The sequence below is a fragment of the Chryseobacterium sp. Marseille-Q3244 genome, from assembly GCF_940807095.1.
Classification (GTDB): domain Bacteria; phylum Bacteroidota; class Bacteroidia; order Flavobacteriales; family Weeksellaceae; genus Chryseobacterium.
On the sequence record NZ_CALNWX010000002.1, the window covers coordinates 135990 to 162079 of the forward strand.

22 protein-coding genes, 1 pseudogene and 1 riboswitch are annotated in these 26090 nt (G+C 36.8%); of the genes and pseudogenes, 7 read left to right on the plus strand and 16 right to left on the minus strand.

Annotated features, from left to right (window positions below):
* Positions 1-139: 139 nt before the first annotated feature.
* Positions 140-910: a DUF3108 domain-containing protein gene (locus NBX25_RS03720; protein ID WP_123859239.1), complete on the minus strand. Its 771-nt coding sequence runs from the start codon at positions 908-910 to the stop codon at positions 140-142.
* Positions 911-1061: 151 nt separating this feature from the next.
* Between NBX25_RS03720 and NBX25_RS03725 the strand changes: the two genes are divergently transcribed.
* Together NBX25_RS03725 and NBX25_RS03730 are read left to right on the plus strand one after the other, a co-directional pair.
* Complete coding sequence (locus tag NBX25_RS03725) at positions 1062-2117, plus strand: NAD(P)/FAD-dependent oxidoreductase (protein WP_123908798.1); 1056 nt, start codon at positions 1062-1064, stop codon at positions 2115-2117.
* A gap of 12 nt (positions 2118-2129) precedes the next feature.
* On the plus strand, positions 2130-2459 hold the full coding sequence (locus tag NBX25_RS03730) for a 2Fe-2S iron-sulfur cluster-binding family protein (protein ID WP_045493683.1): 330 nt from the start codon (positions 2130-2132) through the stop codon (positions 2457-2459).
* 78 nt (positions 2460-2537) lie between these two features.
* On the opposite strand, the pseudogene NBX25_RS03735 reads toward NBX25_RS03730, so the two are convergent.
* The 4 genes and pseudogenes from NBX25_RS03735 to NBX25_RS03750 all read right to left on the minus strand — a co-directional run bounded on the left by NBX25_RS03735 (position 2538) and on the right by NBX25_RS03750 (position 5979).
* Positions 2538-3119 (minus strand): annotated as a pseudogene (locus NBX25_RS03735) (LOG family protein).
* A gap of 177 nt (positions 3120-3296) precedes the next feature.
* Entirely contained in the window at positions 3297-4739 is a 1443-nt protein-coding gene (locus NBX25_RS03740; protein WP_123908796.1) for an aminoacyl-histidine dipeptidase, read from the minus strand.
* 122 nt (positions 4740-4861) lie between these two features.
* Positions 4862-5353, minus strand: a complete 492-nt coding sequence (locus NBX25_RS03745; protein ID WP_123859243.1) for a hypothetical protein — start codon at positions 5351-5353, stop codon at positions 4862-4864.
* 20 nt (positions 5354-5373) lie between these two features.
* Positions 5374-5979, minus strand: coding sequence for an LURP-one-related/scramblase family protein (locus NBX25_RS03750; RefSeq protein ID WP_123859244.1), 606 nt, complete (start codon positions 5977-5979; stop codon positions 5374-5376).
* A 402-nt stretch (positions 5980-6381) separates the two neighbouring features.
* On the opposite strand from NBX25_RS03750, the gene recR reads away from it, so the two are divergent.
* Both recR and NBX25_RS03760 read left to right on the plus strand, forming a co-directional pair.
* Positions 6382-6993, plus strand: a complete 612-nt coding sequence (recR, locus tag NBX25_RS03755) for a recombination mediator RecR (RefSeq protein ID WP_123908793.1) — start codon at positions 6382-6384, stop codon at positions 6991-6993.
* Positions 6989-7828 carry a glycosyltransferase family 2 protein gene (locus NBX25_RS03760; RefSeq protein ID WP_123911773.1) on the plus strand — a complete coding sequence of 280 codons (840 nt, stop codon included), beginning with the start codon at positions 6989-6991 and terminating at the stop codon, positions 7826-7828. Before recR ends, NBX25_RS03760 begins: the two co-directional genes overlap by 5 nt.
* Positions 7829-8053: 225 nt before the next feature.
* Here the strand turns inward: NBX25_RS03760 and secG are convergent, their stop codons facing one another.
* From secG to NBX25_RS03775, 3 genes are all read right to left on the minus strand, one after another.
* The gene (secG, locus tag NBX25_RS03765) at positions 8054-8410 is read right to left on the minus strand and encodes a preprotein translocase subunit SecG (RefSeq protein ID WP_123908792.1); all 357 of its coding nucleotides are present in this window, start codon (positions 8408-8410) and stop codon (positions 8054-8056) included.
* Positions 8411-8685: 275 nt separating this feature from the next.
* Positions 8686-10716 carry a M16 family metallopeptidase gene (locus NBX25_RS03770; protein ID WP_250252893.1) on the minus strand — a complete coding sequence of 677 codons (2031 nt, stop codon included), beginning with the start codon at positions 10714-10716 and terminating at the stop codon, positions 8686-8688.
* Between the two features lie 7 nt (positions 10717-10723).
* Positions 10724-12037, minus strand: a complete 1314-nt coding sequence (locus tag NBX25_RS03775; RefSeq protein ID WP_250252894.1) for a M16 family metallopeptidase — start codon at positions 12035-12037, stop codon at positions 10724-10726.
* Between the two features lie 252 nt (positions 12038-12289).
* Between NBX25_RS03775 and NBX25_RS03780 the strand changes: the two genes are divergently transcribed.
* The gene (locus NBX25_RS03780; protein ID WP_250252895.1) at positions 12290-14623 is read left to right on the plus strand and encodes an ATP-dependent helicase; all 2334 of its coding nucleotides are present in this window, start codon (positions 12290-12292) and stop codon (positions 14621-14623) included.
* Between the two features lie 229 nt (positions 14624-14852).
* Positions 14853-17624 (plus strand): TonB-dependent receptor plug domain-containing protein, encoded by a 2772-nt coding sequence (locus NBX25_RS03785; RefSeq protein ID WP_250252896.1) that lies wholly within the window; start codon positions 14853-14855, stop codon positions 17622-17624.
* A 102-nt stretch (positions 17625-17726) separates the two neighbouring features.
* Here NBX25_RS03785 and tenA read toward each other — a convergent pair whose 3' ends face one another.
* The 8 genes from tenA to NBX25_RS03825 form a co-directional block, all read right to left on the minus strand.
* Positions 17727-18377 (minus strand): thiaminase II, encoded by a 651-nt coding sequence (gene tenA / locus NBX25_RS03790; RefSeq protein WP_250252897.1) that lies wholly within the window; start codon positions 18375-18377, stop codon positions 17727-17729.
* Entirely contained in the window at positions 18364-19197 is an 834-nt protein-coding gene (gene thiD, locus NBX25_RS03795) for a bifunctional hydroxymethylpyrimidine kinase/phosphomethylpyrimidine kinase (RefSeq protein WP_250252898.1), read from the minus strand. Before thiD ends, tenA begins: the two co-directional genes overlap by 14 nt.
* The gene (gene thiE / locus NBX25_RS03800; protein ID WP_250252899.1) at positions 19194-19829 is read right to left on the minus strand and encodes a thiamine phosphate synthase; all 636 of its coding nucleotides are present in this window, start codon (positions 19827-19829) and stop codon (positions 19194-19196) included. Before thiE ends, thiD begins: the two co-directional genes overlap by 4 nt.
* Positions 19826-20623, minus strand: coding sequence for a hydroxyethylthiazole kinase (gene thiM, locus NBX25_RS03805; protein WP_250252900.1), 798 nt, complete (start codon positions 20621-20623; stop codon positions 19826-19828). Before thiM ends, thiE begins: the two co-directional genes overlap by 4 nt.
* Positions 20624-20683: 60 nt before the next feature.
* A riboswitch (TPP riboswitch) is annotated at positions 20684-20776 on the minus strand.
* A 59-nt stretch (positions 20777-20835) separates the two neighbouring features.
* On the minus strand, positions 20836-22677 hold the full coding sequence (locus NBX25_RS03810; RefSeq protein WP_185145593.1) for a carbon starvation CstA family protein: 1842 nt from the start codon (positions 22675-22677) through the stop codon (positions 20836-20838).
* A gap of 200 nt (positions 22678-22877) precedes the next feature.
* Positions 22878-23909, minus strand: coding sequence for an alpha/beta hydrolase (locus NBX25_RS03815; protein ID WP_250252901.1), 1032 nt, complete (start codon positions 23907-23909; stop codon positions 22878-22880).
* 23 nt (positions 23910-23932) lie between these two features.
* Positions 23933-24316 carry a DUF3037 domain-containing protein gene (locus tag NBX25_RS03820; RefSeq protein WP_123908783.1) on the minus strand — a complete coding sequence of 128 codons (384 nt, stop codon included), beginning with the start codon at positions 24314-24316 and terminating at the stop codon, positions 23933-23935.
* On the minus strand, positions 24303-25076 hold the full coding sequence (locus NBX25_RS03825) for a HipA family kinase (RefSeq protein WP_250252902.1): 774 nt from the start codon (positions 25074-25076) through the stop codon (positions 24303-24305). The genes NBX25_RS03820 and NBX25_RS03825 overlap by 14 nt, the downstream gene beginning before the upstream one ends.
* A 100-nt stretch (positions 25077-25176) precedes the next feature.
* Between NBX25_RS03825 and NBX25_RS03830 the strand changes: the two genes are divergently transcribed.
* Positions 25177-26019 (plus strand): alpha/beta hydrolase family protein, encoded by an 843-nt coding sequence (locus NBX25_RS03830; RefSeq protein ID WP_250252903.1) that lies wholly within the window; start codon positions 25177-25179, stop codon positions 26017-26019.
* The last annotated feature ends 71 nt before the right edge of the window (positions 26020-26090 follow it).

Genomic DNA, 26090 nt, shown 5'->3' on the forward strand with positions numbered 1-26090 from the left:
ATCCAAACGAAGTATTGACATGGCAGCCTCATTGCTGCTTCTATTAGTAAGACAATCTGTATTTGGAATCTATTACATTCAAAATAAAAAATGTCTGTAAAAATTACAGACATTGATTCTTTAAAAAATTGGTATACGTTTACTTAGTAAATTTTAAAGGATATTTTACGTTTTTGTAATCATCAATACTTGCTTTAAGAGACCCTACCGCTAATTCAGCTTTCAAAAGCATTGGCAGGTGGTTGGCATCATTGGAAACCCACATTGTTACCCCTTCTTTTTCTTTGAAAACCCTTCCGCTTTTTACAGACGGAATAATTTTTAAACAATTGATCGTACCGAATTTTGTCTTTAAATTCTCAGTTCCTGTCACTTTAAGCTGAAAAGGGAACATTTCATCATCAATCCATACATTCATATTGATTACTGTTCCTACTTTTAATTCATCCGGGCTTTTGCTTCGCAGATAATAAAAACAGGAAAGCATATCCTGAACACCTTTCACAGATTTGATAACCTTTGAGCCATTGGCCGGCGTTTTCTTATCCGTTAAAATTAAAGTATTATTATCGTGATTAAAAGCGGTTTCAAAATGCTGACGGTAGCTTCCTTCACGTACATTTCGAACATAGTAGCTAGGTAACCCGCTTGCGCTATCAATAAAACTTTCATAGAGATCTTCTACTTTGAAGAAAGCCTTTACTGCACCTGTAGTTTGCCCGGTACCTTTTACATAAAGATGAGGAGCACCTTTATAAGTAGTCTTTTTAGTAGTAAGATTGGCGGTTCCGGCATTTAAGAAGCCATAGTGGATTCTAAGGGTGATGGATTCGCCGTCTGCGATGTTATCAATCTGGGCAGAGCCTAAAAAGAATATAAATACTGCAAAAAGGTTTAAAATTTTCTTCATGATAAGACATTTACAAAAACATTGCCAAATTTAATATCTTAAATAATAGATATTTGACAAATCTCAGGTTTTTATTTAGAATCAATTAAATATGCTTCGCATTAAAATTAGTAAATTTGCAGTTACATGTATAATTAAATTATCTTAAATTATGATAACCACTGATATATTGATCATAGGTGCAGGGCCTACAGGGCTTTTTGCCGTTTTTGAAGCAGGTCTTTTAAAAATGAAGTGCCACATTATTGACGCACTTCCACAACCGGGAGGGCAATTGGCTGAACTTTATCCGAAGAAACCTATTTTTGATATTCCGGGGTATCCTTCAGTAAACGCTGGAGAATTAGTGGATAATTTGATGGAGCAGATCAAGCAGTTTCAACCTGGATTTACATTGGGAGAAACAGCCGTTTCTTACACAAAAGTAGATGATGAGTGGTTTGAAGTGGTTACTAACAAAGGAACTGTTCACAGATGTAAGGCGATTGCTATTGCAGGTGGATTGGGAACTTTTGAGCCTAGAAAACCTACGTTCGAAAATGTAGCTGATTATGAAGAGAAAGGGTTGGAGTATTTCGTTAAAGAACCTGAGCACTTCAGAAATAAAAAAGTAGTGATTGCCGGAGGCGGAGATTCTGCCCTTGACTGGAGTATTTTCCTTTCTAATGTAGCCAGCGAAGTTACTTTGATCCACAGAAGAAATGAGTTCAGAGGAGCTTTGGATTCTGTAGAAAAAGTTCAGGATCTGAAAAACGAGGGAAAAATCAAGTTGATTACTCCTGCTGAAGTAACTGGTATCAGAGGAGATGGAAAAGTAGAAGCAATTACTGTACAAAAAGATGGTGAGGATGCTTTTGAAATTGAAACAGATTACTTTATTCCATTATTCGGATTAACTCCAAAATTGGGTGAGATCGGAAATTGGGGACTGAATATCGAGAAGAATGCCATTGTTGTAAACAATGCTCTGGATTATCAGACTAACATTGATGGTATCTATGCAATCGGAGATATCAACACATATCCTGGAAAGCTGAAGTTGATTCTTTGTGGTTTCCACGAAGCAACTTTAATGTGTCAAAGTGTTTACAACAGATTGAATCCTGGTAAGAAATTCGTACTAAAATATACTACTGTAAGTGGAGTAGATGGGTTTGACGGAAGCCGTAAAGAAGCAGAGAAGGCTGTTGTGAAAAAAATTGACTAATTTTGCAGAATTATGTCAGATATTAATATTAAAATCACCGACAGAGAAGGTGTAACCCACGATGTTATTGCTCCAACGGATATGTCCATGAACTTAATGGAGATTATCCGTTCCTATGAATTGGCTGAAGAAGGTACTATTGGTGTATGCGGCGGAATGGCGATGTGTGCTTCATGCCAGGTTTATGTAATCAATGATCCTGGTCTGGAACCAATGGGAGATGAAGAAGATGCTATGCTTGCTGAAGCTTTCCATGTGAAAGATAACAGCCGATTAGGCTGCCAGCTGCATATTGCAGACGCCATGGAAGGGCTTGAAGTGGAAATTGCTCCTTATCCTTAGAAAATATTTTTTAATCTTAATAATAAACCCGTTCGAGTTTTTCGAACGGGTTTTGTTTTTTATTTAATTAAGAAGAGATTATATTTCTTCCTTAGAAATCCATTTTCCAACGGTGGGAGCCTGATAGTTTTTCATTTTTTCTAATAGCTCGTCTATATTATCACTTACTAAAAGCATATCTCGATTTACAGCCTTTAAAAAACCTTTGTTCACCATATTTTCAACCAAATTGATGAGGTCATTGTAGAAACCGTCAATATTCAGAATAGCAATAGGTTTTTTATGAAGACCAAGCTGTGCCCAGGTAATCATTTCGAAGAATTATTCCAGTGTTCCATATCCTCCGGGAAGCACGATTACGCCATCACAAAGCTCACTCATTTTCGTTTTTCTTTCATGCATTGTTTCCACGAGAACTAGTTCAGTAAGGCTTTTATGAGCAATTTCCTTAGCCTGTAAAAAATGAGGAAGAATACCCGTTACCTTTCCGTTTTCACTTAATGCTCCATTGGCTATCGTTCCCATTAAACCGGTTTCCGAACCGCCGTAAATGAGTTGTATATTTTGTTTTGCTAACGTTTGTCCAAGTAAAAATGCCTGCTCTTCATAGATTTTATCTGTGCCGAAACTTGAACCACAGAATACCGTAATACTTTTCATATTTGAATGTCTTTTTATTAAAGCTAAAAAAGGTAAGAAAATATTCATTGAAATTCTAAATTTTAATTTACAGATTCTTATTATTCTTAATATCTTAATATAGCTTAATGATTGGGTTAAATTAAAAATATCCAAAATCATAAGACTTTGGATATTCAATATAGTTATTTTCCTATTCTATTTCTGAGGAATATTCGCTAAAATATCTTTCAGGAAGCTCCAGAATTTCTGAGCAGATGGGATATTTGCTTTCTCATCAGGAGAGTGCGCTCCTCTGATGGTAGGTCCGAAACTTACCATTTCCATTTCAGGATAATTAGCACCAATGATACCACATTCTAAACCTGCGTGACAAGCTACTACATGAGGTTTCTCATTGAACTTCTCTGTATAGATCTTTTCCATGATCTTTACGATTTCAGATCCTGGTCTAGGTTTCCATCCTGGGTATGAACCGCTGAATACTACATTCATTCCCGCTAATTCTGCTACAGATTTCAATTGTTCTGCAGTAGAATATTTAGAAGAGTCTACAGAAGATCTTGTAAGGTTAAGAATCTTTAATTCCCCACCTTTCAATTCAACTCTAGCTACGTTGTTGGATGCTTCTACAAGGTCCGCTACATCCGGGCTCATTCTGTATACTCCGTTGTGAAGAGCTTTTAAAGTAAGTATTACTTTTTTAGAATCACCTTCGGAAATCGCTTTATCAGAAGACGTAGAGTTTTCAATATTGATTTGAAGACCTGCTTCTACAGATGCAAATTCTTCTAAAATTTCTTTTTTAAGAGCAGTGGCATCTTCAATGAATTCCTGTGCATTTCTTACAGAGATGATGGCAACCCCTTCTCTTGGAATTGCATTTCTTAATCCACCACCATCAATAGAGATTAATTCCAGATTTTGCTTTTCCAACCCTTTGTAAAGAAGTCTTCCCAAGATTATGTTTGCGTTTCCGAAACCTTTATGGATATCCATTCCTGAGTGACCTCCCTGTAAACCTTTCACTTCAATTCTTACCACTTGTCCTTTCGCAGCTTCTGTTGCATAGTTTTGAGTGATGGTCACATCAACACCTCCTGCACAGCCGATGTCAATTTCATCATCTTCTTCCGTATCAAGGTTTAATAGGATTTCTCCTGTAAGCTGTCCTGGTTTTAAACCGATAGCTCCAGTCATCCCTGTCTCTTCATCAATGGTAAATAAAGCTTCTAGTGCAGGGTGAGGAATATCTGAGCTCTCAAGGATAGACATAATGGTAGCCACTCCTAAACCGTTATCAGCTCCTAAAGTGGTTCCTTTTGCTTTTACCCAATCACCATCAATTTCCATTTTGATTCCTTCTGTTTCGAAATCGAAATTAACGTCATTGTTTTTCTGACAAACCATATCCAAATGCGACTGAAGCACAATCGATTTACGGTTTTCCATTCCTGCAGTAGCAGGTTTTTTAATAATTACGTTTCCTACTTCGTCTACAGTAGTTTCTAACCCTAAATTTTCACCAAATCCTTTGATGAAAGCAATTACTTTTTCCTCTTTTTTAGATGGTCTTGGAACTGCATTTAATTTGGAAAAATTTTTCCAGATTATTTGCGGTTCTATAGTAGATAATTCCATTGAAATTTATTTTTCTCAAATTTACAAAATAAAAAATGCTTCCGTGGGATACAGAAGCATTTTTATGAATTATAAAAGAACGAATAAGCAAATTGTTGGATGAGCTTATTCGTTTTTAATTGTTAACATCCACATTCTCCGTAGATGGGTGTTGTAATAACGCTGCCATCCGGTTTTTCAATCGTAAGGGTACCTTCGAAGAGTAAGGCTTCTTCACCTTTGATCTTTTTGCCTTTTACGGAGATTTTGTAATCATTATTTTCGATTTCTTTGGTCAGTTCTTCATCTACTTCCATATCACTTGAAGAGATAAGGTTCATAGAGAGTCTTTTACCATCCAGTTTCATGTAAGCTGTTTTTCCGGCATCGTCTGCATAGATGTATTTTTCAGCTTCAAAATCAGACTTATTTCTTGCAAAATAGCATGAACATTCTTTGATTTCCTCAGGAAATGAAATGGTTTCAATCTGGATTTTTCCAGAAGGAATACTTGCTGTAGCAGAATCCTTAGCAATATTTGAAGAATCGGCTGCAGCATTTGCAGAAACTGTTTCTTTGTCCTTTTTACAGGCTACTAAAAGAAATGCAGAAAATAAAATGATTAGATATTTCATGTGTTTATGGTTTTGAAATGTTAGCCTCTTGCTCTTTCAAGAAGGGTCATCATTAATAATGAAAGGATTACTAAACTTTCTTCCTCATCATCAATGTCAATCAATCTGTCTAATTGGAATCTTCTTCCAAAGAATGAAGGCATTTTTTTAAGTTTGAAGTATGCTTTTCCGTCAATACCGGTAACCGTATAAGATGGGTTAAGGAAGTATCCTGTAAACATTCCGATGATAGGAAGCTCACCTACAAAACTGTCCCAGAATCTTACCCATGCACTGTCTTCCTGTACTTTGAACTTAGGCTGGTCTTTAGCATCAAGGATATCATAGCTTGCTTTCCAGATAGAACGCATTCCTTTTCTTGCCAGTCTACCGTAGCTTTTGTTATCTACAATATCATTTAAAGAATAAGAAGCATTGAAATCAATCCATTGATTGGCTCTGATTCTGAAAAGTTCTTTTGATTTGCTTTCGTCATTGAAAACGATAACGTCTTCTTTCAGTTTGAACATTTTTTGACGTACGTAAGCTACGTAGTTCCCATTTTTGTCAGTAATGTTGAAGTCACTGGCTAGTGTCGAAATTTTAAACTTGAAATCCAGTGGATAATTTAGGTTGTTAAGTACCATGTGTTAGTTAATTTTTTTCATATTTAATTTAAGCCGCAAATATAACGGTTTTTTTAGAGTTATGGGAAATAAGGATAGAATAGGTATTTAAAATGTCAGAATGGGACATTAGGGAGGTGAAAGTTGTAGAGATGAGGTTTGGAAATGATGGATAATACACGGTGGACTGTGAAAATGAGAAAAAATTATCCTGAACTTTATAGGGCAAAAGTTGATTAATCGGTACTCCTAAATCTTAAGCTTTAAACATGAAAAGTGAATTTTTGTTTCGCAATTGAATAATCACTGAAGATAGGAATTAAAAAGCGTGCCGGATTGAAGGTTGACCATTCCTTTTTAATACCTCAAAAACTCCTCTACAGGATAGATCATTTTCCTCAAATAATCCTTATTTTTGTACCTATGGATTACCCAAGTAAAGTGTTAGCAAAGGCGGTTGATGAAATTTCAGGGTTACCTGGGATTGGAAAGAAAACGGCTTTGAGATTAGCATTACATTTATTAAAGCAACCCAGTTCCAGAGCAGTGAGCCTTGGAAATTCCCTGATTAATCTTGTCAACGAGATAAAATACTGTAAAGAGTGTCATAATTTTTCCGATTTTGACATCTGTGAGATTTGCAGTAATGAGAAAAGAAGCGGTGAGTTGATTTGTATTGTTGAAGATGTTCGGGACGTAATTGCCATTGAAAATACAGGGAAGTACGGTGGAAAATATCTGATTTTGGGTGGGAAAATCTCTCCGATGGAAGGCGTAGGGCCAAGCCAGCTGAATATTCCAAGTATTGAAAGAAAACTGAATGAAGGCAAGGTAAAGGAGTTTATCTTTGCGCTGAGTGCTACGATGGAAGGAGATACCACAGCCTATTATATTTATAAAAAGTTTAAAAACTTTAATGTGAATTTTTCAAGTATTGCAAGGGGAATTTCAGTAGGAGATGAACTGGAATATGCTGATGAAATTTCACTCGGAAGATCTATTATCAACAGATTACCATACAACGAAAAGGATTAATATGAAGCTGTCTATCATTATTGTTAATTACAATGTTACCCAATTACTCAGAAATTGCCTTTGGTCTATTCAGAAATATGTAAAAGAGGTGGAATATGAGGTAATTGTAATCGATAATGCTTCTACAGACAGTTCATGGCGGGATCTCATCTCAGAATTTCCCGAAGTACAGTTTATTGCTTCGGAAATGAATGGTGGTTTTTCAAAAGCTAATAATCAGGCTATACATTATGCAAAAGGAGAATATATACTGCTTTTAAATCCCGATACGGAATTCGAAGGTTTTTATATGAAGAATCTTTTAGACTTTTCGGATAGCCAACCGAATTTTGGGTGCCTTGGAATACGGATGCATGATGCAGAAGGAAATTTTCTGCCGGAAAGCAAACGTTCGGTTCCGGATATGTTTAATTCCTTTGAAAAGCTGTTTACCAATTTTAAAAAAAATAATTCCAAATCTTACTACAGGAATGACTTAGAAGAGGATGCTGTGGCTGAAATAGAAGTGATGACGGGTGCATTTTTATTGGTAAAAAAAGAGGTGTATGAAAAGATAGGAGGATTGGATGAAGCCTATTTTATGTATGGGGAAGATATTGATCTTTGCTATACTTTAATAAGAAACGGATATAAAAACTATTATTATGGTCAGGCTTCTCTTCTTCATCACAAAGGAGAAAGTACAATAAAGAATGATATTTATTTGCAGCGCTTTTATGGTGCTATGCAGATCTTTATTGATAAATATTATAAAGAATCAAAACCAATGCAGTATTCTTTCTTAAAAGCAGGTCTAAAGCTTCGTTACCAGATTGAGAAGATTAAGCTGAAGTAATTTTAGGTTGGAAGGAAGCTGGAAGAGAGAATCTGGAGGTTATTGATGAATGATATACATTTATTTGTGTTATTCTAGGATGTAATGGAATATATGAGCTTCTTCCTTCGTCAGAATGACAATGGATATACTGACAATCACTCAAGACTAAATATTGAAAATACAGGATAATAAAAAAGCAACTCAATCTGAGTTGCTTTTATTATATGTAGAAAAATTATCTTCTTATTTAGCCGGTGCAACTGGTGCTGGAGCCGGAGTAGTAGTTGTAGAAGAAGCAGGAGCAGATTGTTTTGCCGGAGCTTCTTTTTTAACTGGTTGCTGCTGAGCTGGAGCCACTTGTGACGGTTTACCAGTAACAACAACGCTTATAAGGATAAGAACGATGATAGTTCCGCCTAGAGTCCATGTTGCTTTTTCCATGAAATCATTGGTTCTCTGTACTCCAAACTGAGCAGAAGATGCCCCTCCGAACGTACTGGAAAGACCTCCACCTTTTGGGTTTTGAGCCATAACAACAATCACTAATAAAATACTAGCAATCATAATAAGAACCATCAATAGTGTAAATATAGTATCCATTAATTCTGATATCTTTTTGAATGGGCAAATTTAATCTTTTTTTACTGAATGACAAAAAAAGATATCGGTAAATATGGCACAACAACAAAAAAATTAGAAATCAAACAATGATTACATGCTTAGAATAGAGGGAAACAAATGTGAAGATAAGAATAACCGCGTTCAAATGTATGCGTTGTTGTTAATTTTTCTCACAAGTTGAATGTCCAGTAAAATCAACAATAAAAAAAGGCTATCCCAACATTGAGATAACCTTTTCTATCATTGTTTGTTTATTATTTAAAGTCAGAATCCTTAGCCTGGTTAAGCTGGTAAGACTGTACAGCCAGGTTGATCTCCATTCCACCCATATTCTGGATAATAGTGAACGGAAGTTTCACACCTGATACGTCTCTATAATCAGCGAAGTTTGTTGGCATAGAGCCTCCTTCTCCAACTTTTATCTCACCCGTTTTTAAACCGGTTTTTACACTGTAATAATAGGTTTGCTTCGGTCCTTTTACCACATAAGAATCTTCATTGTTATACTTTTCAATTCCTGCTAATTTCAATTCTGTTGATTTAGCAAAAGTAAGTTCCGGGAAAAGTTCCGGTTCTGCCATAGAAGCTTTTTGTTTATCATTCAAAGGAATTTTTTGTCCCTGTGCTTCAGCATATCCCTCTTTACCATCAAAAACGATTTTCTGAAGGGTATTGCCCATCATTTTCATTTCCATCATCATTTTTCCACCTTTCCCTTGGATCAGCTTCATGTTCATATCCATTCCCTGAACTTTAGTTGTTGCATCGGCAGTAATGGAAGTTACTTTTTGAACAGCTGCTAAGCCTCCAATTGCATTGATGTATTTATCCGCTACAGATCCAATGGTTACACTAGCATCAACTTTCTGTGCTGATGGTTTTGTTACCGGATTGGCTTCTTTATCAAAATATTTTACAGGATAGCCTAGTTTTTCAAGCCCTTCAGCAATATCAGAAGCTTTCCCTGCAATGAAAATTCTGCTTTGATTCGGAAGAATAGTTGCTTTTACAGCATTAGAGACATCCGCTGCGGTAACTTTGTCAATAGATTTTAAATAATTAGTATAAAAATCTGAAGGAAGGTCCTGTACTTTTTGGTTTAAAGCAAATTTGGCAATGGTTTCAGGTTTTTCCAAAGACATAATGAAAGAACCTTTCAGTTTAGCTTTAGCATTTTCTAATTCTTCTGGCTTAACCGTAGAAATGGCGTTAAGTTCATTCATCATTTCTTTCACAGCCTTATCTGTAACATCATTTCTTACGCTGGTTTCCGCTGAAAAATCAGGAGAATACTTGCTTGCATTCATACTTGAATAGGCCCCGTAAGTAAATCCGTTCTTTTCTCTAAGATTCATGAAAAGCCTTGCTTCGCCACCGCCACCGAGAATATAATTGGCCATCGTAGCAGGGAAGTAATTAGGGTCTTTCATCTTAAGATTGTTCAGGTTGCTTACAGATAATACAGATTGTACAGCAGAAGGTACATCAACCACATTGATCTCTGTTTTGGCAACATTCGAAGCCGGTTCTAAAGCTGCAAATTTTGTATTTGATTTTTTCCAGTTTCCAAAAGCTTTCTCAACCAGAGGTTTGATCTGGTCAAATTTTACATCTCCTACAATGACTAAGTAAGCATTATCCGGAGCGTAGTATTTATTGTAAATATTCTGAATGTCCGCCAGTTGAATTTTATTGATAGATTCAATAGTTTCAAATTCTCCTCTTGATGTATTCTTTCCATACATCAAAGCATTGGATACTCTTTCAGCAATAGAGGAAGCATTTTTTTCATCAGCTTTTAATCCTTCAACAATTCTTTCTTTTGCATTTTGAACTTCTTCAGCAGAGAATTTTGGATTTACGATGGCATCAGCCATGAGTCCCAACACTTCTGGAAAATATTTTGAAAGAGAGTTTGAAGCAGCTCCGTTAGAAGAGAAGTTGATATTAGCTCCCAGAAAGTCTACTTTTTTATTAAACTCATCCTTGCTAAGATGAGTTGTTCCATTATCAAGTTGCTCTGCCATAAGCATGCTTACTCCTGTTATGTTTCCTTCATAATAAGGAGGTCTGTCCATAGAGAGCGTAGTATTTACTCTTGGCAGTTTATTGTTTTCAACAACCATTACGGTTAATCCGTTGCTGAGCTGAAATGTTTTTGGTTTGGCAATGTTGATTGCAGGAGTAGGTCCCGGTTTTGGCATTGCATTAAGGTCAATTTTTTGGGCAGAAAGCATTCCTGCAAATAAAAATGCCGCTGCTATATAAGTGAATTGCTTTTTCATGGGTAAATTATTTTTTCTCAGGAACGTAATTGATGATGATTCTTTGGTTGGAATTCAGATATTTTTTAGCTGCATTCTGGATATCCTGTTTAGTGATAGATCTGTAGATATCAATTTCCTTATTAATAAGGTTAGTATTTCCCATTAATACATGGTTTGTTGCTAAAGATGCCGCGATTCCCTGAATGCTTGAATTCTGATTCACAAATTGATTTTCAAACTGATTCTGAATTTTTTGATAATCCTCATCAGAAATTAAAGTAGTCTGAAGTTTTTTAATCTCCGCATCAATATCAGTCTGTAAAGTCTGCTTAGAAGTTTGTCCCATCGGAATGGCAAAGAAGGCAAAAATACTGTAATCTTCAAGCCCTTGATTAAAAGCAGCTACCTGAAGTGCTTTTTTCTCCTGGTCAACTAATTTTTTGTATAAAACAGAAGATTTTCCATTGCTTAAATAAGAAGAAAGCATGTCTAAAACATAAGCATCTTTTTCTTTATTAGCTGGTGTTCTGTAAGCAAAAACATAAGCCGGAAGCTGAATATTCGGATCAGTAGCAGTCACTTCTTTTTCCTGAGTAATTGGAGCATCTTTAGGGAAATCTTTTGGAGTAACTGTCCCTTTTGGAATACCGCCGTAATATTCTTCAATCCATTTTTTAGTCTGTTCAGGTTTAATGTCTCCTGCAACCACTAAAGTAGCATTGTTTGGTATATAGAATTTCTTATAAAAAGCCTGGAACTCTTCCAGTTTTGCCGCGTTAAGATCTTCCATGGAGCCAATGGTTGGCCAATTGTATGGGTGATTGGTAAAAAGATTCTTCTGAATTGTGGAGAAAAGGTTTCCATAAGGCTGGTTATCCATTCTTAATCTTTTTTCCTCTTTTACTACTTCTCTTTGGGTATCTACTCCAATCTGATTGATAACAGCGTGACGCATTCTTTCAGCTTCCATCCAAAGCCCAAGCTGTTCGTTATTGGAAGGGAAAGTTTCATAGTAATAGGTTCTGTCGTTGGTGGTATTGGCGTTGTTCTGGCCTCCGTTTGAGGAAACGATCTTAAACCAATCTCCTCTTTTAATGTTTGGAGTTCCTTCGAATAAAAGGTGTTCAAAGAAGTGGGCAAAACCAGTTCTTCCTTTTACTTCATCTTTAGCTCCTACATGATACATCACACCTGTAGTGACTACCGGAGCTGAATTATCCTGGTGAAGAATTACATGAAGACCATTGGGAAGGTCATACTCTTCGAATTTGATTTGCTGTGCATTCAGCATGAGCCCGAAGAAAGCTACGGCAGCAGCAGAAAGAAGTCGCTTTTTCATAAAGTTAGAAATTGTTTATCAATGAGTAGGAAAAGTGAATTAAATGTTACAGAAATTTTGAAAGCTGATAAGTCAATAGTGAATAGCCAATTCGATGCGCTTGTCAATTTTTTGTGACTGCAATCATTCACGATTCACCTGCGAAGCAGAATTCACGATTCACTTGTAAAGCAAAATCGACTATTGACATTTCATAATTTGAATTCTCCTCTGAATATCTTAATTTTGTCATTCCAAAAATTTTTTTGCTGTATGGATTATCTGAAAGGACTCAATGAATCACAATATGAAGCCGTTACCTCTTTACAAGGACCTTTGATGGTGCTTGCAGGGGCAGGTTCTGGTAAAACACGTGTGCTTACGATGCGTATTGCTCACCTTATCTATAACGGAATAGATCCTTTCAACATCCTTGCCCTTACCTTTACGAATAAAGCGGCCCGTGAAATGAAAGAACGTATCGCAAAGGTAGTAGGAGACAGCAATGCAAGAAGTCTTTGGATGGGAACTTTTCACTCCGTTTTTGCCAGAATTTTACGGATTGAAGGGCATAATCTTGGGTATCCTTCCAATTTTACCATTTACGATCAGCAGGACGCATTGAATGTGATTAAAAAAGTATTGAAGGATATGAATATCGATGCTGATCTTTATAAACCTAAAAAAGTTCAGGCGAGAATTTCTACTTACAAAAACAACCTGATTACAGTAAAAGCTTATTTCAACAATCCGGAACTGATGGAAGCTGATGAAAAAGCAAATATGAAATTCATTGGACAAATCTATCAAAAGTATGTAGAAGCATGTTTTAGAAACGGATCTATGGATTTTGATGACCTGTTATTGAAAACCAATGAGTTATTGACCCGTTTTCCGGAGGTATTGGCCAAATATCAGGATAGATTCAGATATATCATGGTAGATGAGTACCAGGATACCAACCATTCCCAGTATCTTATTGTAAAAGCACTGGCTTCTAAATTTGAAAATATCTGTGTGGTAGGGGATGATGCCCAATCTATTTACTCTTTCCGTGGAGCTAATATTTATAATATCCTGAATTTTAAAAAGGACTACCCGGATGCCATCACTGTATCTTTGGAACAAAACTACCGTTCCACACAAAACATTGTAAATGCAGCGAATGTTGTTATTGCTAAAAACTTACAGCAGTTTAAGAAAAATGTTTTCAGTGATAACGAAGAAGGAGATAAAATAAAAATATACCGTTCCCTTTCTGATGCTGATGAAGCGAACTTTGTAGCCGGAAATATCTGGGAACTGCGAAACCGTGACCAGAGAAAGTATAGCGACTTTGCTATTTTATACAGAACCAATTCTCAGACCAGAGCATTTGAAGATGCGCTGAGACGTAAAAATATTCCATACAAGGTGTATGGAGGACTTTCATTCTACCAAAGGAAAGAAGTTAAAGATTTAATCGGTTATCTGCGTCTTTTAATCAATGAAAATGATTCGGAGGCATTAATGAGAATCATTAACTATCCGGCCAGAGGAATTGGAGAAACTACACAGAACAAATTAATTGTTTTTGCAGATGCCCAGAATCTTTCTGTTTCAAAAGTGTTGGATAACCTGCCCATGTATGCTCCTCAATTAGGACTTAATAATGGTGTTTTAAACAAGCTGAATGATTTCTGGTCAATGATTAAAGCATTCCAGGTATTGTTGAAAACCGAAACTGCCTACAGTGTAGCTATGGAAGTGGCTAAACGAAGTGGGTTGATTAAGTTTTTAAAAGATGACCAAACCCCTGAAGGAATATCAAGAGTAGAAAACGTTCAGGAATTGATGAACTCAATGCAAGGGTTTATTGAAGAACAAATACAGCTGGAAGACGGAGATCCGAGTCTTTCCAATTTCCTTGAGAATATTGCCCTTTCTGCAGATACTCAGGATAAGGAATCAGAAGATGATATGGTATCATTAATGACCATTCACCTTTCCAAAGGTCTAGAGTTCCCTGTTGTACACTTGGTGGGTCTTGAAGAGAACCTTTTCCCAAGTTTCATGAGTTCAGCCACCCGAGAAGATCTTGAAGAGGAAAGAAGATTGTTCTATGTAGCATTAACCAGAGCTGAAAAACAAGTATTCTTCTCTTATGCAATTTCCCGCTTCCAATGGGGGAAAATTACAGATGCAGAACCATCAAGATTCTTAAGTGAAATTGATGATGAGTATATAGAATTCCTTAATCCGGCTATGGAAAAAAGGTTTATCAATAATTCTGGAGTAAAATCCAATATTTTTGATGAACATCCATCTGAATTAAAATCTTTCAAAAAGGTAGAGAAAAAGACACTTAATAGAAGTGAAGATAATTCAAAACCTGCTCAGGAAGTAAGAAAATTGAAACCGGTAAGCACTGCCAAAATCATCAATCCAAGTGGAGCTTCCTCTCAGGATATTGAAGTGGGAGATAAAGTGAGACACGATCGTTTCGGCGTTGGGGAAGTTACTTTCCTGGATGGGACAGATCCTCAGAATATCAAAGCAAAAGTTGTATTCATGCATGAAGGAGAGAAAAACCTGATTCTGAAATATGCTAAACTTATTAAGATTTAATGCTTTAAAATAGCTTTTAAATACGATAAACGGATTCATTTTTGAGTCCGTTTTTTTTTATTAAATACCTTTACCTTATTGGAAAAAGTAGTAATTTTAAATAAGGGATAGAAAGAAACGATTATCATTTTTTATAAAAACAAAGTCTATTGATTTTGTAGACTAATAAATATACTTTACATTTGCACCTGCAAAAAACATAAATGTTTAATCAAATTGATGAAATGATATGAGAAATAAAAAAACTATTCTTTCCGCTTCTGTTCTATTCTTTTTAGGAGTTTTTACCTATGGACAGGAGAAAGACAGCATTAAAACAAAAAAAGACAGTGTCACAACCAATAAAGTAGAAGAAGTTGTTATCCTTGGATCCAGAGCCGGAGCAAGATCAAAAGCAGACAGTCCGGTACCTGTAGATGTATTCAACCTTAAGGAAGCTTCAGTTGTACTTCCCCAGTCAAGTATCGGGCAAATTCTAAATGCCATTGCACCCTCTTTTACCTCTACTGTTCAAACCAATTCGGATGGAACAGATCATTTGGATCCTGCCCAGTTGAGAGGATTGGGACCGGATCAGGTATTGGTATTGGTCAACGGAAAAAGAAGACACACTTCTGCACTGGTTAATGTAAACGGAACACCGGGAAGAGGAACTGTAGGAACTGACTTAAATGCTATTCCTTCTTTTGCTTTAAACAGAATAGAAGTCTTAAGAGATGGAGCTGCCGCGCAATATGGTTCTGATGCAATTGCCGGAGTGATGAACCTTGAATTAAAAAGAGATACCGGAAAACTAACCGGTCAGATCAGCTATGGTGGAAACTTAACGCCTGCAGCGAACGATCATACCGGGAATTTTGACGGACAGAATATTCAGCTTGACCTGAATTATGGAAATAAAATAGGAACCAAAGGTGGTTTTTTCAATATTACCTGGTCTTCACAGTTTAGAAACCCTACGTACAGGGCAGGAACAGAAAATGCTCCTATTTATAATGCTTATAATGCTATTGAGCAACGTGCCCTGAAAAATGGAGTCAATCTTTCTTCTCTTTTTACTGATATTGGAAATACTCCAAATTCTCAGCAAATTGTAAACTATATTCACCAATATGCACCAGAAGTAAGTTATTTTTCTCAGGATTTACAAACTGCTATACAGGGAGCTAATTCTATTTCTGCTTTACAGAAAGTTTTGTCGGATCCTACCAGGTTTACTACCAATTATTTGAATTATATCACCGATCAGGAACTTGCTTACAGAGGGCAGACGAGAAAAGATTTCAACATGCAGGTAGGGCAGTCTAAACTTAATAATCACCAGCTTTTTATCAATGCTGAGGTACCTGTAAGTGATAACTGGAAGGTGTATACTTTTGGAGGATACAGTTTAAGACATGGAGTTTCCGGAGGATTTTACAGAAGACCGAGGGAAAGCAGAACCTTTACAGGCTTATATCCTAGCGGTTACCTGCCACAGATAGGAACCGATATTCAGGATATTTCATTAGCAGCAGGAATTAAAGGAAAATGGGAAGGATGGAATATTGATTTCAGCAATACCTTTGGGCAAAACTCCTTTACCTACAATATCAGAAATACCGGAAACACTTCTTTAAGGTTTGCTTCTCCTAATGAGTTTGATGCAGGAGGATTAAGGTTTACCCAAAATACTATCAATTTAGATTTCTCTAAAAAATATGATGTTCTGGAGGGATTGAATGTAGCATTTGGAGGAGAGCACCGTTTTGAGAATTTTAAAATGACTGCTGGTGAAGAAGCATCATATACTACCTATGATGTTTTAGGAAATCCATGGAATAATACTACATCAAGGCCTACAGACTTTTTTGGAGCTTCTTTGCCAGGAGGTTCACAGGTATTCAGTGGTTTCAAACCTGAAAATGCGGTGAATAAGAATAGACAGTCGTTGGCAGCGTATGCAGATGTAGAGTTAAACTTTACCAGCTGGCTTTTAGTGGATGCAGCAGCGAGATATGAGAATTATTCGGATTTTGGATCTACATTTAATTATAAATTAGCTTCAAGAATCAAAGTAGCTCCTAATTTTAATGTGAGATTTGCAGGGTCTACCGGATTCAGGGCTCCGTCTATACACCAGATTTACTATAATGTAACTTCTACCTTATTTACAGGAGGACAGCTTCTGGAAGTGGGAACATACAGTAATGATTCCCGATTGGCAGGACAGTTGAATATCCCGAAACTTAAACAGGAAACCTCAAAGTCAGCGAGTGTAGGATTTACGTATAAAATTCCATCAGTGAATTTGACATTCACAGCGGACGGTTATTTTACTAAGATTGATAACAGAATTATTCTTACCGATCAGTTTTTAAGAAAAGATGTACCTACCGATGCTCAAATAGAATTTGATAAATTAAATGTAAATGCAGCTCAGTTTTTCACCAATGCCATCGATACGGAAACCAAAGGGTTGGATATTGTGATTTCCCATAACGCAAGATTTTCAGGCATAAAACTGGATAATAATTTTGCGATCAACTTGAACCAGACTAAGCAGGTGGGTGAAATTCATTCAGCAGGGCTGTTGAAATCTCCGGCTCTTGAAAAGGTCTATTTCTCTGAAAAATCAAGAATCTATCTGGAAGAGGCCGTACCAAGAGTAAAAGCAAGCCTTTCTCACACATTAACATGGAAAGGAGCAAGTTTCTATCTTAGAAATACTTATTTCGGAAAAGTAACCGGTGCCGATGTTCTTGATGCTAACGGAGATGGAATTATAGGATTTAATGAGCATCAAACAATAGGAGATAAGATTATCACCGATATTTCTGCAGCGTATCAGTTTACCAAAAATATCGGGTTGACGGTAGGTGTTAATAACCTGTTTGATATTTATCCTACTAAAAATTTACCGGCTTCAAGTAATAACGATCAGTTTATTTACTCGCGCTCCACTTCACAGTTTGGGCAGAACGGGCGGTATGTTTTCACAAGACTTAATTTCAATTTTTAATCAAATTTTATATCTATAAAAAAACGGAATCAAAAGTTGGTTCCGTTTTTTTGTTGTAGAAGTTGATAACATAATGGATGATTGAGGTATTGTGTCTCTTCTTTACTTCCATCTTTTCAATTCGTAAGCAGCTTCCCAAAAGTGGAATTCCATTCTGGATGCCATAATAAAAGCTTCGGTCATTTTTTTTCTGGTTTCTTCAGTACTATTTTCTGCTATTTTATCACCTATAGCAATAGCCTGATCCACTGCCGCTGAAAACTCTTCTCCAGCATAGGTGGCGATCCATTTTTCATAGGGATTGTTAACCGTGTTTTGAATCTCGTAAATATAATTTCCAACCTCGCGATAGATCCAGAAGCAGGGGAGAACTGCAGCTACTGCAATTTCCACAGATTCCAGAGCTGCCGTGCTTCTCAGAAAGTGAATATAATGATGGCAAGCAGGTTCTAAAACCCCCTTATCACTCAAACCAAAATCTTTGAAGTAAGATTCATGCAGGGCATTTTCTACTACAATGGCATTTTCAGCGAAACGTATAAAAGTGAGTACATCCTGAAGGTCAGTAATCTTTGCAGCAATGATTGAGAGTGTTCTTCCAAAGTGCTCCAGATATAAAGAGTCCTGAGCCATATAAAAACGGAATTTTTTCTGTGGTAGGGTACCATCAGAAAGTTCTTTGATAAAAGGCATATCAAGGATAGACTGATAATGTTTTTCTATAGCGTTCCAGGTTTGTTCAGACCATTTCATTTTTGATAAGTTTTTGTGGATTAAAAAAGTGATTAAGAGGACCATTTCCTAGCCCTGTTTGCACATCTATGCCGTTTTTTATGGCTTGATAAATATATTCTTGTCCCAGTGAAACAGCATTATATAAGGATTTTCCCTGAGCAATATATGCTGCTATTGCTGAAGAAAGTGTACAACCGGAACCATGAGTATTGTTCGTGTCAAATTTTATTGTTTCGAAAGAATGAAAATTCTCATGTTCATCATAAAACAGTGACGTAATCGTTGAGGTTTCCTGATGACCACCTTTAAGAAGAATTGTTTTACACCCCAGCTTTTTGATTTTCTTTCCGGCTGTGTATAAATCTTCTAAAGTTTCTACTTTCATATCTGCTAAAATTGCAGCTTCATCCATATTGGGAGTGATAACATCAGCAATGGGGAAAAGCATTTCAGTGAGTGCTGTGATGGTTTCTTCTTCAATTAAACGATGTCCGCTGGTGGCAACCATTACAGGGTCAAAGACAATAGGTATTTTAGGATATTCTGCTAATGTGGAAACAATAGTTTCTACCAGTTGAGACGTATGAACCATTCCAATTTTTATAGCATCGGGAACAATGTCGTCCAAAATGGCTTTGATCTGGTCAGCAACTGCCTCTACGGGAATAGGATATATTTTTCGTACTCCCTGTGTATTTTGTACAGGCAAAGCCGTTAATACAGATGTGGAAAAGCAACCTAGAGCAGAAGTTGTTTTAATGTCAGCCTGAATACCAGCACCGCCGCTTCCGTCGAAACCTGCAATAGTTAATACGGAAGAATATTTGTATTTTTTCATTTTACAATTTCATTTTTTAATTCATAAGCTACTTTTTGAGGATCAGCAGCACTGCATATTGCGGAAACTACTGCGAGACAATCTGCTCCGGCATTGATTACTGCTCTTGCATTTTTCAGATGAATATTGCCTATTGCAACCAAAGGCTTTTCTGTAAGCTGCCTGATTTGAGTAATTCCTTCCAATCCCCATTCTATAATAGTATCTGTTTTGGTTTTTGTTTTAAAAACAGGGCTTATTCCCAGATAGTCGGCTACTGCAGTTTGTTCGTTGCCAAGCTGAGCCAGGTGTTCTATAGAATAACCAATCATTTTATTCCCGATCAAAGGTCTCTGCCTTAGATCCCGAGGAGTTGCATCGCTGTTGCCAACGTGTATTCCAGCTGAATTTACTTTTTCAGTAACAGTGATATTATCGTTGATGATAAGAGGAATACCATATTTATCTGTAATTTCAATAAGCTGTGTGGCTTTTTGAAGGAATATTTCATTGTTGTCATTTTTTTCACGAAGCTGTATAATATCCACACCTCCTAATATGGACTGTTCAGCAACTTCCAGGAAGTTTTTTCCCATACAATCTGCTTCAGAAATTACCAGGTATAATGAGTAAGGGAAAGTATTTATACTCATGATCTTTCAATTTTTAAATGACCGTTAAATTCTTCTTCTGTAATGTTGTATAGTTTATCAATCAAGTTGACTTGAAGACTGCCTGGGCCTTTGCTTTCACGAACAGCCATTTCGCCTGCTATTCCCAATAATGACATTGCAGCGGCAGTTCCAGATATTGTATCTTCCGTAACACCTATAAATGCTCCGATTAATGCTGTTGCAGAACATCCCAGACCCGTTACTTTGGTCATGAGAGCATGTCCGTTTTTGATTTGTATAGATTGATTTTGGCTCAGGATAATATCCGTTTCACCCGAAATACATACGATAGCGTTGTATTGGTTAACCAGGATGTGTGCAGCTTCAACAGCGTCATTACTTTCTGCTGTACTGTCTACCCCTTTGGTGACTGTTGTATTGGTTTTGGCGAGTGCGATAATCTCAGAAGCATTACCCCTGATTACTGTAGGATGGAATTGTAACAGCTGATGTAATACCTGATCACGAAAAGAGGTAGCTCCTGCACCAACCGGATCCAACACCCAGGGTTTATGGAGTGTATCAGCAGTTTCAGCAGCTATAAGCATAGATTCTGCCCAATATTCATCAAGAGTACCAATATTAATAACCACCGAATGGGCTATATTGATCATTTCTTTGATTTCAGAGTGGGCATGTGCCATAATCGGAGAAGCTCCTGCAGCCAAAAGAGCATTGGCAGTATTGTTCATCACTACATAGTTGGTTATGTTATGAACAAGAGGAGACTTTTGTCGTACAAGTTGAACTTCTTGCCAAAGATTTTTTTCCATTGTTATCATTAAAATAAAAATAGCTTTAGGAAAAAATCCGAAACAAAAGACATCAAGAAATCACGTCATTTTGCTTTTTCCTACGTCGGTGTAAGCCGTATCAGGTTCAAAGGGACTCTCTCAATTCTTTTCAGAATACCCCTAAAGCAAAACAAATGTATAAAAATTATCAGAGGAAGCAAAAGGCTTTAACAGATTTTGTAGAAAGCATATTATCTCTCTACCAGCTCTTTTACCGGTTCTCCGTAATAATCAATTTCTGTTGTATTGATCTGAAGAAGCTGGTACCATTTCCTGAAAGCCCCTATGAAAACAATCAGCATCAGTATCATTGCTGTTACAGCTAAAGCAGCCAGTAGATATTGTTCTTTGGGAATATAAATGCTGGTCACCTGAATGTATCCTGCCCAGAAAGTAATGATTGCCATAAAAACACCGGGAATGGCAGAACATAGTGCATATTTTCCCCTGTTCATTCTGATGAGCATCGTAGTACAGACAATTAAGCCACAAGCAGCCAACAGTTGATTACTGATTCCAAATAATGGCCAGATACTGCTTACATTTCCGGTATATACCAAATATCCCCAGGCAAAAGTAAAGAGTAAACTACTGATGATAATTCCGGGAACCCAGTTTTTATCATTAAATTTTGGAACAACAGATCCTAGCATTTCCTGTAAAAAGAAACGTCCTACTCTGGTGCCGGCATCAATAGCTGTAAGAATAAAAACAGCTTCAAACATAATGGCAAAATTATACCAGTAGGCGGTTAGTTGATCCATATAAGGGATTTTGTTAAAAATATGAGCCATTCCTACCGCCAGAGATACGGCACCGCCCGTTCTTCCATAAAGGTCAATACCTATTTTTTGAGAATAATAATCGATGTCTACTCCATGTAATGAAGGGTGCGTTGCAAGGAATGAATCATAAGCCTCTTTCGGGGTATTGATCGCGAAATAGTCGCCTGGCATCAGGGTGCAGGCAGCAATTAAAGCCATGAGTGCGACAAAGCCTTCTACCAGCATGGCACCATATCCCACGAAAAGAATTTCTCTTTCTTTGTTGAGCATTTTCGGTGTTGTTCCTGTAGCAATCACGGCATGAAATCCTGAAATTGCTCCACAGGCAATCACAATAAAAATAAAGGGAAGTACAGGACCTCCAATGACAGGGCCACCACCATTTACAAATGCTGTAATAGCTGGCATCTGTACAGTAGGGTGGATGACAATAACGCCAATGGCTAGCATAATGATCGTCCCGATTTTAAGATAAGTTGAAAGGTAATCTCTCGGAACGAGAAGCAGCCAAACAGGTAATACCGATGCCAGGAAACCATAAAGAGGTATAGCAATAGAAATGGTTTTAATATCCCATGAAAATAAATTATTCAGGGTAGGATTTTGCATAAGACTATGCCCACCGATAATTCCGGCAATTAATAGGATTCCTCCCAGAATACTTGCAAAAAGAACACTATTTTTTTTATAACGCATAATCAGCCCCATAATGATGGCAATAGGCATTGTAATGATTACCGTAAATAATGACCATGAGGCTTCGTGCATCGCATTGATACAGGCAAGTGACAATCCTGCCAATGTGAGAATTAATATGAATAAAATGGCAAAACCGGCTACTGTTCCGGTTGTTTTACCAATTTCTTTTGAAGCGATGGTAGCAAGACTTTGCCCCTTATGCCGAACCGAAGCAAATAAAACAACCATGTCATGCACTCCTCCGCCCAATACACAGCCAATTAAAATCCAAAGAGCGCCGGGTAAATACCCGAATTGAGCTGCCAAAACAGGTCCCACAAGAGGTCCAGCGGCCGCAATAGCAGCAAAATGATGTCCGAAAAGTACATTTTTATTCGTTGCTACATAATCTTTTCCATCTGCAAATTCTACTGCGGGAGTGGTGTGATGATCATTAAGTTTAAGTACTTTGTTGGCAATGAAAATACCATAAAACCGGTAAGCTATGGCAAAAATAAGTACCGATGTAAATATAAGGGTAAGTGCATTGATATTGTTCAAGAAATCCATATCCTTTAGTTTTTTTTAAGTGAATAATATAAAGTATCGGCTTTTTTATTGAGAATGAATCAAATATTAGCCAAGGTAATTATTTTTTTAATAAAAAAACGTGATATGTATATCAATCTAGCAGATTTGTTGTTTTATTTTTTGATTATATTTCTGATGATGGGGATTGTTAACTATTTTGGTAGATCTGATGTATAGTTTTATTTTTTCTGAGAAACGATAAAGTTCACCGTTTGATCTGTCATTTTATCAAGAGCTGCTTTATCTGTTGTAGAAAAACTATGCACTCCATTATCGATGACGATTAAAGAAGTTTCTATTTTTGCCCGTTTAAGTTTTCTATATAATTTTTTAGACTGGCTTAAAGGAACTATTTTATCTTTATTCCCCTGAACAATTAAAGTCGGAACTCCCGTTTCTGTATAGGTTGCAGGAGATATAGTTTTTAGATAATCGATGGCTCTATCCTGATCTTTTGTTAAATCATATCCTGAGATTCCTTTTACCAGGCCTTGCTGTAAATTAACAATCTTTTTTGAGACCATTCCAATCATGGCTACCGGAATTGTTCCCAGTCTGGTATGGAAAAGTTTGTTCAGATCAACAGGTCCGTAATGGTCAACTACATAATTTACTTTTGCCGAATAAGATGAAAGGTCAGGGCTTCCTTTAAATGCATCATCTGGGGTGTAGGCTGCTACAAGAGACAGATGGGCTCCTGCTGATGCCCCAAACAGCCCTATATTATTAGTGTCGAAGTTATATTTTTCAGCATTCTTTCTTACCCATCGTACGGCATCCTTAGTATCTTGTAATGGGAGAGGAAAGTAGGTGTTGTCATTCAGAAGGGTATAATTGATACTGATCACGGCATATTGCTTTTCCATCAGTTTGGCAATCGTTGTTTCAAGATAATTGTCAGCATAAACGGCTTTACTGCCTTCTATCCATCCGCCTCCGTGAACATAAATTAGTACAGGGAGTTTACCTGAAAAGTTTTTGGGAGTATACAGATCCAGCATCAGAGAATCTCCTTTTTTACTGGTTTTATAAATGATATTTTCAGAAACCATTGCTATTTCCGGTAGAAGTGTACTTTTTACCCGTTTAGCTTTTTCCGGTGATTGAGAAAATGATTGAGAAAAAAATAAACCTGAGAAACTTAAAGATAAAATAAAAAACAGGTTTGTGAAAAACCTGTCAATTGATATGTTGTTAATAGATGATTTCATAAGATTTTTTTTAGAGGGAAGTATTACTTTACTAACTCCTCAAAAAGTTTACCAAAAGTAATATTCAGGTCCTTAGATTTTCCGGGATGAGGTCTTGAAGTTTGTACAACAGCACTTCTTACAGCAGTAAGCCAGCGGAATCGTTCAGGAATATCAAACTGAGCAATAGGCCCGCCATCCTTATCTCCATTGGCAATTTTCTGAAAGCTCTCCAGGTTTTGGATGATATCATCATAATCCAGTTTGCTGTGCATCAGCTTGAATTTATCAGGACATAAATAAAATTCCACCCGGATAAATTTTTCTTTTTTGGAAAACATAACCAGTCCTATATTGAAAAATTCTTCTCTCTCAACTTTGGGTACCAAGCGTATTACCGCGTATTCGTATATTTTATCCTCTTGCATTTTTAGCTTCGTTTACAAAGATTTGAGAATTTTCTAATCGGGTTTTCAGGAACTGAAAATAAATGTCACGGATCTCTTCGGGAGTTTCATCCGCATCGTTCCAGTGCAGCCAATCTTCAGGAATAGCATTCACAATATCCCTGAAAAGAGTTTCGTTCAGTACTTCATGTGCAAACTTATCTGCTTCATCCAGCATTTTAGCCTTAGGAAGAAGAACATGATCTTTCACATATTTGAACGGAGTTTTAGCCGCTGCATCAAAATTCTGCCATGAATGATGAAAATAAAATGAAGCACCGTTATCAATGATCCAAAGCTCTTTATTCCACATCAGCATATTGGCATTCTTAAATGTACGGTCAATATTGGTAATAAAGGCATCCAGCCATACTACTTTTGAGGCAAGAAGCGGATCAACACTTACTCCCGGATCATAGGTGATGGAGCCGGACAGATAGTGCAATCCTAGATTTAAACCCTCAGAAAACTTTAGCAGATCCTGTATTTCCTCATCGGCTTCTGTTCTTCCGAAATCCGCATCAAGGTTAACAAAGACCAATTCGGGAATTTTGAGTCCCAAAGCTTCTGTAATCTTTCCACCTATAAATTCTGAGATCAGCATTTTAACTCCATGACCCGCGCCACGGAACTTTAAGACATACTTAAAGTCATCATCAGCTTCTGCCAGGGCGGGAAGGGAGCCTCCCTCTCTCAATGGCAGAATGTAACGCATTACCGTTACTGTTCTTAAATTCTGCATGTAGCAAAAATAAGGTTATTTTTTAATAATTTTTTTCATAAATTTCAAATTAAATTAGTGTTTTAAATATTGAGAATATTGAATTAAAACCTGTTGTTTTATGAATCTGATTAGGGAAAAGAATATTTATTTAGAAAATAAAGAAACAAAAGGGTTTCTTGCTGATGCTTTTTATAGTGATACTCAAGAAAAACAGCCTTTGGTCATTTTTGTTCATGGGTATAAAGGCTATAAAGATTGGGGAGCATGGGATTTAATGGGAGAGAAGTTTGCAGGAGAAGGTTTTTTCTTTGTAAAGTTTAATTTTTCTCACAATGGAACCACTGTAGATGACCCTCATCATTTTGGCGATCTTGAAGCCTTTGGAAATAATAATTATACCAAAGAATTGTCTGATTTAGGGATTGTTATTGACCATTTTATCCTGGATCCGCATGTAGATTCCGAAAAGATCATTCTGATGGGGCACAGTAGAGGAGGAGGTATTTCCGTTATTAAGACTTTTGAGGATGAAAGAATCAACGGATTGATTACTCTCGCCAGCGTAGATACCTTGGATCGTTTTCCCACAGGTGATTTTTTTGAAAAATGGAAGAAAGAAGGTGTTTATTATGCTTTGAATGGACGTACTCAACAAGAAATGCCTCATTACTATCAGTTTTATGAAGATTATGAGCAGAATATACACCGTTTTGATGTAGAACGGGCTGCAGAAATGGCTAAAGCTTATATGCTGATTATCCATGGGACGCAGGATGAAGCCGTAGACGTAAAGCACGCAGAGCATCTTCATATTCTTAACCCGAATTCAGAACTTTTTCTTATTGAAAATGGAAATCATACCTTTGGAGCGAAAGAACCCTGGACAGACTCTACGTTGCCGGAAGATCTGAATATTGTAACAGAAAAGTGTATTGATTTTTTAGTTAAAAATTTAAAATAAGAACGTCTCCAGAAACAGTATTTAAAATGTAAATAATTTAAAATAAAGCTATTATAATTACGTTGTAATAA

What these genes read in the sequence shown, in the direction of transcription:
- NBX25_RS03815 (WP_250252901.1), bottom strand. Translation starts at nt 23,909, where the DNA reads ATGAAATCATCTATTAACAACATATCAATTGACAGGTTTTTCACAAAC.
- secG (WP_123908792.1), bottom strand. Translation starts at nt 8,410, where the DNA reads ATGGATACTATATTTACACTATTGATGGTTCTTATTATGATTGCTAGT.
- NBX25_RS03745 (WP_123859243.1), bottom strand. Translation starts at nt 5,353, where the DNA reads ATGAAATATCTAATCATTTTATTTTCTGCATTTCTTTTAGTAGCCTGT.
- NBX25_RS03720 (WP_123859239.1), bottom strand. Translation starts at nt 910, where the DNA reads ATGAAGAAAATTTTAAACCTTTTTGCAGTATTTATATTCTTTTTAGGC.
- NBX25_RS03775 (WP_250252894.1), bottom strand. Translation starts at nt 12,037, where the DNA reads ATGAAAAAGCGACTTCTTTCTGCTGCTGCCGTAGCTTTCTTCGGGCTC.
- NBX25_RS03810 (WP_185145593.1), bottom strand. Translation starts at nt 22,677, where the DNA reads ATGGATTTCTTGAACAATATCAATGCACTTACCCTTATATTTACATCG.
- NBX25_RS03780 (WP_250252895.1), top strand. Translation starts at nt 12,290, where the DNA reads ATGGATTATCTGAAAGGACTCAATGAATCACAATATGAAGCCGTTACC.
- NBX25_RS03830 (WP_250252903.1), top strand. Translation starts at nt 25,177, where the DNA reads ATGAATCTGATTAGGGAAAAGAATATTTATTTAGAAAATAAAGAAACA.
- tenA (WP_250252897.1), bottom strand. Translation starts at nt 18,377, where the DNA reads ATGAAATGGTCTGAACAAACCTGGAACGCTATAGAAAAACATTATCAG.
- NBX25_RS03740 (WP_123908796.1), bottom strand. Translation starts at nt 4,739, where the DNA reads ATGGAATTATCTACTATAGAACCGCAAATAATCTGGAAAAATTTTTCC.
- NBX25_RS03725 (WP_123908798.1), top strand. Translation starts at nt 1,062, where the DNA reads ATGATAACCACTGATATATTGATCATAGGTGCAGGGCCTACAGGGCTT.
- thiE (WP_250252899.1), bottom strand. Translation starts at nt 19,829, where the DNA reads ATGAGTATAAATACTTTCCCTTACTCATTATACCTGGTAATTTCTGAA.
- NBX25_RS03785 (WP_250252896.1), top strand. Translation starts at nt 14,853, where the DNA reads ATGAGAAATAAAAAAACTATTCTTTCCGCTTCTGTTCTATTCTTTTTA.
- thiM (WP_250252900.1), bottom strand. Translation starts at nt 20,623, where the DNA reads ATGGAAAAAAATCTTTGGCAAGAAGTTCAACTTGTACGACAAAAGTCT.
- NBX25_RS03730 (WP_045493683.1), top strand. Translation starts at nt 2,130, where the DNA reads ATGTCAGATATTAATATTAAAATCACCGACAGAGAAGGTGTAACCCAC.
- thiD (WP_250252898.1), bottom strand. Translation starts at nt 19,197, where the DNA reads ATGAAAAAATACAAATATTCTTCCGTATTAACTATTGCAGGTTTCGAC.
- NBX25_RS03820 (WP_123908783.1), bottom strand. Translation starts at nt 24,316, where the DNA reads ATGCAAGAGGATAAAATATACGAATACGCGGTAATACGCTTGGTACCC.
- NBX25_RS03825 (WP_250252902.1), bottom strand. Translation starts at nt 25,076, where the DNA reads ATGCAGAATTTAAGAACAGTAACGGTAATGCGTTACATTCTGCCATTG.
- NBX25_RS03750 (WP_123859244.1), bottom strand. Translation starts at nt 5,979, where the DNA reads ATGGTACTTAACAACCTAAATTATCCACTGGATTTCAAGTTTAAAATT.
- recR (WP_123908793.1), top strand. Translation starts at nt 6,382, where the DNA reads ATGGATTACCCAAGTAAAGTGTTAGCAAAGGCGGTTGATGAAATTTCA.
- NBX25_RS03770 (WP_250252893.1), bottom strand. Translation starts at nt 10,716, where the DNA reads ATGAAAAAGCAATTCACTTATATAGCAGCGGCATTTTTATTTGCAGGA.